Here is a 4,956-nt window from a genome sequence, read left to right as displayed (position 1 = left end):
CGACCCCGACGACGTCGAGGCGCTCAAAGGGAGAGCGACGGCGCTTGTCTACCTCGACCGCCCGGCCGAGGCGATCCGGTGCTACGAGAGACTTTCACGGCTGCCCCGAAAGCAGGAGATTCAGCAAAAAGGGAGAATGAGGTCTTAGATCCGGCCGATCCGCTCGACGGCCTCTCTCAACTTCTGCATCGAGGTCGCGTAGGAGAGGCGGAGCCAGCCGGGAGTGCCGAACGCCGTCCCCGGGGTGACCGCCACATGGATGTCCCGAAGCCACGAGCGGGCGACCGCCATATCGTCCCCCCCGACCTTGACGTAGGCGTAGAATGCACCGTCGGCGGGAGCGGTCGCGTAGCCGAGGTCGTGGAGCGCCGGGACGAGGAAGTCCCGCCGGCGCTCGAACTCGCGGCGCATCGACTCAACACAGTCCTGCGGGCCTTTGAGCGCCGCAACAGCCCCAAACATCGCAAACGTCGTCGGGTGGGAGATGGTGTGCTGCTGCACCTTCTCCATCTGCCGGATGATCGGGCGGGGAGCGACCGCGTAGCCGATCCGCCACCCGGTCATCGCGTAGGCCTTCGAGAACCCGTTGATGGTGATCGTCCGCTCTGCCATCCCGGGGAGGGAGGCGAGCGATATGTGCTCTTTGCCGCCGTATATCAACTTCTCGTAGATCTCGTCCGAGAGCGCGTAGAGGTCGTGGTCTAGGCAGATATCGGCGATGAGCCGGAGCGAGGACGCATCAAGCACCGCGCCGGAGGGGTTCGACGGCGAGTTGACCACGATCATCTTCGTCCGGGGACCGACGGCCTCTAGAAGGGAGTCGTCGACCTGGAAGGTCTCCATAGAGAGCGGATGATGCCGGGCGGCGGCGCCCGCGAGCTGTACGCAGGGCTCGTAGGAGACCCAGGCGGGATCAAGGATGATCGCTTCGTCGCCCGGGTTCAGGACGGCTTCCATCGCCTCGTAGATGGCGTCCTTGGCGCCGCAGGTGACGAGCACCTCGTCGGGCTTTGCGGGGATGCCGTTCTCGCGGGTGAGTTTCTCGGCGATTGCGGCGGTAAGCGCCGGGATCCCGGCGCTCGGGGCGTAGTGCGTCTCGCCGCGCTGGATGGCCTCGATGCAGGCGTCTTTGATATGCTGCGGGGTATCAAAGTCCGGCTCACCAATCGAGAGGCTGATGACGTCGATACCCTCGGCGGCCATTCTCTTTGCGGCGTTCGAGATCTCGATCGTCGCCGAAGGGGCGATTGCCCCAACCTTCTCTGAGAGGCTCTTCATCTCAATCGCTGGACCATCTTCACGGCCGACTCAACGGCGCGCTTCGCGTAGTCGATACGCTCGGTCGCCTCCATCCGGGTCATCCCCGGTCCGGAGATGCCGAGCGTGACGGGCTTGTTAAACTCAAGGGAGAGGTCGATGATCTTACGTGCCGCGTGCTGGACGACGATCTCGTCGTGCTGGGTCGCGCCCTCGATGACGCACCCGATGGTGACGACGGCATCAACGTTCCCGTCGGTCAGGAGTTTCTTGATCGCAAGCGGCATATCGTAGGCGCCCGGGACGTAGATCGTCTCAGCCACTTCCGCACCGAGGAAATTGGCATGCTCCCGGGCCTCGATCTCCATCATATAGGTGATGTCGCGGTTGAACTCCGCGACGACGAATCCAAGTCGTATTGTCATTCCAATCCTTCCTGTGGTATTACTCACGCCAGATAATCATCACTTTTTGGATCAGATGCGTGCGGGCCCGACATCCTCGAACCCCTGCCGCTGGCCGGTCCCGGCGAGTTTCTCCAGCTCCTTCGGCCGGAGGAGGAGCCGCACGGCGTTCACGGCGTGCTCGCGGGTTCGCTGCTCCATCAGCCAGGCGAGTTCTTTTTCATCTTTTGCCTCGTCCTCGTGGACGAAGACCTCGATGATATGCTTGTTGGTCATGAGCTGGCAGAGGATGAGGCCCTGGGAGGCCTCGTGGGCGCAGACCTTGTCCTTCTCGGCCCCGCCGGGCATCCCGAGCGCCATCACGAGGTCGCACCCCCGCTCCTCGATCAGTTTCTTGCAGGCTACCGGGAGGTCCTTGATGCCGGGGACGACGTAGCGCTCGATCCCCACACTTGCGTGCTTGCGGATCTCATCGATAGCGGCTCTGCCCATGTCAATCCGGGCAAACGTCGTATCGGCGATCCCGATCTTCATCCGAGGAGCACCTCGGCGGCTGCCTCAAGACCGTCGCCGGCCGCAAACCCGGACTTCCTCAGGGCGAACTGGACGGCCGCAAGGGTTGCGAGAATCTCCTGCGCTCCGACACTGCCCATGGTGCCGATCCGGAAGATCTTGCCCTTGAGGTGGTCCTGGCCGCCGGCGATCTCGATCCCGAACTTCTTGACGGTCCCGCGAAGGTCCTTGTCGGTGACGCCGTCCGGGATGCGCATCGCGGTTGCGGTGTTCGAGTAGGCATGGTGCTCATCGATCTTCGGGAAGAGCTCGACGCCCCAGGCCTTCGCCGCGGCGCGGACGGACTCGGCCATCCTGCGGTGCCGGGCAATCCGGGCGGCGATGCCCTCCTCCTCGATCATCTTGCAGGCCTCGTGCAGCGCGAGGAAGAGCGGAACCGCCGGGGTGTAGGGAGTCTCCATCGGGGTGCTGCTCCCGCTCTTTTTGTAGGCGGCGAGATCGAGGTAGAAGGGGCGCTTATCGCAGATCCGGTCCCAGGCGCGCTCCCCGATGGCGATGGCCGCAAGGCCCGCCGGGGCTGCAAGACACTTCTGCGACCCGACGACCGCAACATCGACGCCCCACTTGTCCATCAGGACCTCATCGCCGCCGATGGAGGTGATCCCGTCCATGACAAAGAGCGCGTCGTACTTCCGGGCGAGCTTTCCGACTTCAGGAGCCGGGTTCTTGATCCCGGCGCTCGTCTCGTTGTGGACCATCGTGACGATCTCGGCCCCGGCCTCGAGTTCCTGCTCGAGGGCCGCAAGGTCGAGCGGAGTGCCCCACTCGGACTCAAGGGCGGTGACGGTGCCGTAGCGCGCACCGATCTTTGCAAAACGTTCGCCGAACTTGCCGTTCACGAGCGAGACGATCCGCTTGTCCCGCCCGAAGTTTGCGACCGCGGCCTCCATGCCGGCGCTTCCCGAGCCGCTGATGATATAAAGGTCGCTTTCAGTGCCAAAGAGGGTCTTTAGGACCCGGACAGTATCCGCATACGCGGCACCGAACTCGGGTCCGCGATGGTTGATGGCCTGCCGCGTCATTGCGGCGCGTACCCGCTGCGGAATGGGTACAGGGCCGGGGATCATAAGGAGTGGTTCATTTTCCATATGGATCAGTCCATGTCGTCTCGTCAAATCCAGACGCAAGTTCCTTCAAGGAACTTGGATGTAGACTCTTATCAACCTCTCCACGGGCGATATCGACAGAGAGATAGGGGGGCAGGAGCAAACCAAAGGAAGATATGGTAGATGTCGCGGTGATCTGCGGTTCGGCCTCAGACAGCCAGATCGCAGAGAAGGTCTTTGGAGTTTTACGGGAACATGGCGTCTCCTACGACTACCAGGTGATCTCGGCGCATCGGGACCCGGAACGGCTCGACGAGTATATTAAAGGGAGCGATGCCAGGGTCTTCATCGCGATCGCCGGGCTCTCGGCGGCCCTCCCCGGGCTTATCGCCTCAAAAACGGCGCGCCCGGTGATCGGCGTTCCCGTGAGCGGCAAACTGATGGGGCTTGACGCCCTCCTCTCGATCGTCCAGATGCCGAGAGGCGTCCCGGTGGCCTGTGTCGGGGTGGATAACGGCGAGAACGCAGCGCACCTCGCAATCCGCATCCTCAACGCGAGGAGCGCCTAAACCACTCTTTTTTGAAAGATTCTCTTCTATCAAAAGCGATTTTTCTGCGCGGCTTTTGGAGAAAATGCTCCCCGGCAGGCACGATTAGGAAAAAAGGGGTTAGATGACCAGGATCAGCGGCGCAAAGACCAGCGCGACCATGGACATCAGCTTCAGCAGAATGTTGATGGACGGGCCCGATGTGTCCTTGAAGGGGTCGCCGACGGTGTCGCCGACGACGGTTGCCTTGTGGGCGTCCGAGCCCTTTCCACCGAGGTGGCCCTGCTCGATGTACTTCTTCGCGTTGTCCCAGGCTCCGCCGGCGTTCGCCATCGTGACGGCGAGGAGGAACCCGGATGCAAGCGAACCGACGAGCAGGCCGCCGAGCGCTTCCGTGCCGAGGAGGAACCCGACGACGAGCGGCGAGGCGACGGCGAGGACGCCGGGCGGGATCATCTCACGCAGCGCAGCGTGAGTGGAGATGGCGATGCAGGAGGCGTAGTCCGGGTCGGCCTTCCCCTCCATGAGACCGGTGATCTCCTTGAACTGGCGGCGGACTTCGTGGACGATGCTGTATGCCGCCTTTCCGACCGCCATCATCGTGATGGCACAGAAGAGGAACGGAAGCATCGCGCCGATCAGGACACCGACGAAGACATTCGGGACCGAGACGTCGATGACCGAGAGGCCGACCGCCTGGGTGTAGGCGGCGAAGAGGGCGAGCGCAGTCAAGGCTGCAGAGCCGATGGCGAACCCCTTGCCGATGGCGGCGGTGGTGTTCCCGACGGCGTCGAGCGTATCGGTGATCTCGCGGACCTCAGGTTTCTGGTGGGACATCTCGGCGATACCGCCGGCGTTGTCGGCGACAGGGCCGTAAGCGTCGACGGAGAGGGAGATACCGAGCGTCGCAAGCATGCCGACGGCGGCGATCGCGATACCGTAGAGACCCGCAACCTGGTAGGAGATGAAGATCGCGACAGCGATGATCAGGACCGGCCAGACGGTGCTCTCCATACCCTTCGCAAACCCGGTGATGATGGTGGTTGCCGAACCGGTCTCGCTTGCCTTGACGATGGCGAGCGTCGGGCTCCGCTCAAAGGAGGTGTAGTACTCCGTGATCAGGCCGAT

The 4,956-nt window shown here is 63.1% G+C and carries 6 protein-coding genes; 1 reads left to right on the top strand and 5 read right to left on the bottom strand.

Going from position 1 to position 4,956, the window contains the following annotated elements:
• Positions 1–144: 144 nt before the first annotated feature.
• From ACI94_RS08885 to ACI94_RS08870, 4 genes are read right to left on the bottom strand one after another with little or no spacing between them, the layout of a single operon-like run.
• Positions 145–1,278, bottom strand: coding sequence for a pyridoxal phosphate-dependent aminotransferase (locus ACI94_RS08885; protein ID WP_066957886.1), 1,134 nt, complete (start codon positions 1,276–1,278; stop codon positions 145–147).
• Positions 1,275–1,682, bottom strand: a complete 408-nt coding sequence (ribH, locus tag ACI94_RS08880) for a 6,7-dimethyl-8-ribityllumazine synthase (RefSeq protein ID WP_066957888.1) — start codon at positions 1,680–1,682, stop codon at positions 1,275–1,277. The genes ACI94_RS08885 and ribH overlap by 4 nt, the downstream gene beginning before the upstream one ends.
• A 51-nt stretch (positions 1,683–1,733) precedes the next feature.
• The gene (gene ribC, locus ACI94_RS08875; protein ID WP_066957890.1) at positions 1,734–2,195 is read right to left on the bottom strand and encodes a riboflavin synthase; all 462 of its coding nucleotides are present in this window, start codon (positions 2,193–2,195) and stop codon (positions 1,734–1,736) included.
• The gene (locus ACI94_RS08870) at positions 2,192–3,322 is read right to left on the bottom strand and encodes an alanine--glyoxylate aminotransferase family protein (RefSeq protein WP_066957892.1); all 1,131 of its coding nucleotides are present in this window, start codon (positions 3,320–3,322) and stop codon (positions 2,192–2,194) included. The genes ribC and ACI94_RS08870 overlap by 4 nt, the downstream gene beginning before the upstream one ends.
• 134 nt (positions 3,323–3,456) lie before the next feature.
• Here ACI94_RS08870 and purE point away from each other — a divergent pair, with 134 nt between their 5' ends.
• On the top strand, positions 3,457–3,849 hold the full coding sequence (purE, locus tag ACI94_RS08865; RefSeq protein ID WP_286681330.1) for a 5-(carboxyamino)imidazole ribonucleotide mutase: 393 nt from the start codon (positions 3,457–3,459) through the stop codon (positions 3,847–3,849).
• 99 nt (positions 3,850–3,948) lie between these two features.
• Here purE and ACI94_RS08860 read toward each other — a convergent pair.
• A partial coding sequence (locus tag ACI94_RS08860; protein WP_286681329.1) for a sodium-translocating pyrophosphatase occupies positions 3,949–4,956 on the bottom strand: 1,008 nt, incomplete at its 5' end.

The sequence above is a fragment of the Methanoculleus sp. DTU007 genome, assembly GCF_001512385.1.
GTDB lineage: Archaea > Halobacteriota > Methanomicrobia > Methanomicrobiales > Methanoculleaceae > Methanoculleus > Methanoculleus thermophilus.
This window is presented reverse-complemented; position numbering and strand designations above follow the sequence as displayed.

What these genes read in the sequence shown, in the direction of transcription:
- ACI94_RS08885 (WP_066957886.1), bottom strand. Translation starts at nt 1,278, where the DNA reads ATGAAGAGCCTCTCAGAGAAGGTTGGGGCAATCGCCCCTTCGGCGACG.
- ribH (WP_066957888.1), bottom strand. Translation starts at nt 1,682, where the DNA reads ATGACAATACGACTTGGATTCGTCGTCGCGGAGTTCAACCGCGACATC.
- ribC (WP_066957890.1), bottom strand. Translation starts at nt 2,195, where the DNA reads ATGAAGATCGGGATCGCCGATACGACGTTTGCCCGGATTGACATGGGC.
- ACI94_RS08870 (WP_066957892.1), bottom strand. Translation starts at nt 3,322, where the DNA reads ATGGAAAATGAACCACTCCTTATGATCCCCGGCCCTGTACCCATTCCG.
- purE (WP_286681330.1), top strand. Translation starts at nt 3,457, where the DNA reads ATGGTAGATGTCGCGGTGATCTGCGGTTCGGCCTCAGACAGCCAGATC.